Genomic DNA, 3,163 nt, shown 5'->3' on the forward strand with positions numbered 1-3,163 from the left:
GTACAATTTTTTCTTTCCCTTGTTGAATTTCGCACTCTCTATCAAATCCATAAAAATATGGTCGCTTTTGTCGGTCATGCTGATAATTCCCTGAATAATGTCAGGGTTGCTAATAGTCGTCAACCCATAAACCGCCTTGCTTTTATCTTTGATTTCAACCTGCCAATTGAAAACCCACTCCGTTTTCTTAATCAATTTAGGGTCACTAATTTGTATTACGACAGTGTCAAATACTTCACCCGAAATAGCATTTTCAATAGAGTTAGTAAGTTTGTCTATCTCAAAATCAAGTTGAATTTCTTTTTGTTTTTTCACTCTGTAAATTTACAAAATATTGGTTTATCCGGCAAGTTAGTTTTTGATAGTTGGAGTGTTCACTTGGCATGACCGCTAACTCATAAATATACGAAAGTTAAGAACTTCAAAAGTTTGCAGTCCTCTTAATTTTTTTGTTTTAAGGTTGTTACATAAAAAACAATATGAAATACGAAACTGCTGAACTTTCGCTTTTTTAAATGTTTATACAACGACAATTGAAAAACGAAAGTTTTTTAATTGTCACCATTTATCTATATCTCCAATATCCTTACCTGTCAAACTCATTTCTAAATCCCATATTCTTTACATTCTTCACACTTTCTTTTACAATATCATCCTGGTATTCTTTGTAGGCTTCTAATTTTCCGGCAATGCTGGTATCATGCAGCGCTAAAATTTGTGCGGCTAATATGCCGGCATTTTTTGCGCCGTTTAATGCAACAGTTGCTACCGGTACGCCGTAAGGCATTTGCAAAATAGATAAAACAGAATCCCAGCCATCTATACTGTTGCTGGATTTTACGGGCACACCAATTACAGGTAATATAGTATTGGCCGCAACCATGCCCGGCAAATGTGCAGCGCCACCGGCGCCTGCAATAATTACTTTTATGCCACGCTCTTTGGCTTTGCTGGCGTACTCCCGTAAACGCTCCGGCGTACGGTGTGCAGATACTATGGTGAGTTCAGGTTCTACTTCAAACTGGCGCAGCATTTCGGCGGCGCCTTTCATAATGTCCAGGTCGCTTTCGCTGCCCATAATAATGCCCACTAAAGGATTGCTCATTGGTGTATTTGTTTAAGATTATTTTTCACAAGATAATTATTGTGCAGTAAAAATATTTTATTGCAGCAATTTAAGTAAATCTTTTAATTCACTGTCACTAATATCAGTTTGCTCCGACTTATCGTAAATAGAAAGTAAAAAAACAGTTGATTGTAAAATTTGCAGGTGTGTAATAACTCTTGCACCGCCACTTTTGCCTTTGCCCTTTGATGCAATAGACATTCTTATTTTGTAACAGCTGTTGCCAAGTGAAGTGCCCTGCTGCTCCGGTGATTTTTTTAAAAGTTGAATTAATTGTGCAAGTTCTGTTTTAAGAGACGGGTATTTTTTTATCAGGCGTTTTGCCTGGCGCTCAAAAACGGCAATTGATTTTACACTATAGTGCATTTAAAAAATCTTCAGCGTTACGGGCTTTCTTTTTGCCTGCTTTTATTTTATTCATTTCTTCTGCAGCTTCTTTCAACTCTTCCATTAACAATGCCTTAGCAGGCGATAATGATGTTGTTTTTACGAACGGAAAGTTCTTAAGCACTTCCATTACAAAAGGCGCTTTGTTATCTTTTATATCTTACAGTACTTTCATTGTTTTGTATTTAAGTATTGTAAAATTAGTAAAAAAATGGGCGCCTGTAGATTTTAGTTATCTATGATTCTGAGCAGAGATTATTTAAATTAAATCTTTGCCGAGGTTCGTTTCTCACGAACCAAACTGTTGTACAACGCAAAAAGGTTCGTGAGACACGAAACTCGGCAGAGGGGCACACCAATAAAATTGCTGCGAAAACTCTTTTACTCATTTTTGGCCCTGAAAATTATTTAACCAGATCACCTTTCAACCGCATCAATTCTATCTCGGCAAGTTTGGTGTTGTAACGGGCAAGCAGTAAACGGTTATAACCGTCTTCTAAACTTTTTTGTGTTTCTCTTAATTCTAAATAAGTGGAGATGCCGAGACGGTAACGCTCCAGCGAAATCATTACATTTTCTTTGGCCAGTAAAATATTTTCTTCTTCCAATACCAATGCCTGCTTTTGTAATTCGTAATCTTTAAAAGCATTGGTTATGCCTAACTCAATTTGCGATTTTTGATTTTGATAGGAGAGTTTGAGATAATCAATATCTAATTGTGTTTGCTGTATCAACCGTTTGGTATTAAAGCCATTTAAAACAGGAATGGTTACGCCAATGCCATAATTAAATCCATTGTTGCGGTTGAACAACGGCGTAAAAGGATTTACAACTGCTTTGTTATCTGTTTTAGAATAGTTGTAAGCAGAGTTAAATGATACTATTGGAAAACGATCGGCTTTTCTTTCTTTTAAAGTAAGATAATTAATATCAATATTTTTTTTGGTGACCAGTAATTGCGGATTATTTGTTTCCGCAGCCATCATTACATCGGGCAGTAAAATATTGTTGTTAATAAGAATGGTATCGGTTACTTCGTAAGGTGTATTTAATGCCACATTCATCAACTGGTTCAATTGTTCTTTATACTGTACTACTAAAGTTTGCTCTTTTAAACGGGCCGCTTTTTGTGCATTCAAATCTAACTTTGCCTGCAGTAATTCCGGCTTGGCACCAAGGCCCACACTTAATTTTTTATCGGCCTGCTTTACCCGCTCTTCATTAATGCTCATTTGTTCTTCCACTGCTTTTATCTGCTGCTTTTGATGCACTATGTTGTAATAACTTTTTAAAACACCGGCAACCGTTATTACCATTTGGTTTTTAATATTCAGTTCGCCCAGTTTTACAAACTCATTCAATTTATCACGGGTAGCAAACATTTTAAAGCCATCAAACAATGTCCAGTTTAATTGCACTGCACCTGCTAAATTATTGGAGCGTATCCCATTTCTTTCTCTTGTTGTGCCATCGGAAAATTTTTGTAACTGATCATTATTATTATATACCAATCCTGTATTTGCATTTACACGGGGTAAAAATGCTGCCCTTGCATAAGATTTATCTAATGCATAAGCAGCAGAATCATTTCTTAATAATTGTATGTCGTAATTATTTTTAAGTGCGGTAGCTACGGCATCTTCGGCAGTT

5 protein-coding genes are annotated in these 3,163 nt (G+C 36.2%); all 5 read right to left on the bottom strand.

Annotation, left to right across the window (positions count from 1 at the left end; translation table 11 throughout):
* Window positions 1-315 (bottom strand): hypothetical protein (locus ACY65O_RS00380; RefSeq protein WP_462218863.1); only part of this gene is annotated, 315 nt, incomplete at its 3' end.
* 271 nt (window positions 316-586) lie between these two features.
* The gene (gene purE, locus ACY65O_RS00385; protein ID WP_462218864.1) at window positions 587-1,105 is read right to left on the bottom strand and encodes a 5-(carboxyamino)imidazole ribonucleotide mutase; all 519 of its coding nucleotides are present in this window, start codon (window positions 1,103-1,105) and stop codon (window positions 587-589) included.
* Window positions 1,106-1,162: 57 nt separating this feature from the next.
* Entirely contained in the window at window positions 1,163-1,492 is a 330-nt protein-coding gene (locus ACY65O_RS00390; protein ID WP_462218865.1) for a type II toxin-antitoxin system RelE/ParE family toxin, read from the bottom strand.
* Entirely contained in the window at window positions 1,482-1,643 is a 162-nt protein-coding gene (locus ACY65O_RS00395) for a hypothetical protein (RefSeq protein ID WP_462218866.1), read from the bottom strand. The genes ACY65O_RS00390 and ACY65O_RS00395 overlap by 11 nt, the downstream gene beginning before the upstream one ends.
* A gap of 274 nt (window positions 1,644-1,917) precedes the next feature.
* A partial coding sequence (locus tag ACY65O_RS00400; protein ID WP_462218867.1) for a TolC family protein occupies window positions 1,918-3,163 on the bottom strand: 1,246 nt, incomplete at its 5' end.

The organism is Ferruginibacter sp. (assembly GCF_031430955.1).
Taxonomy (GTDB): Bacteria; Bacteroidota; Bacteroidia; order Chitinophagales; family Chitinophagaceae; genus Ferruginibacter.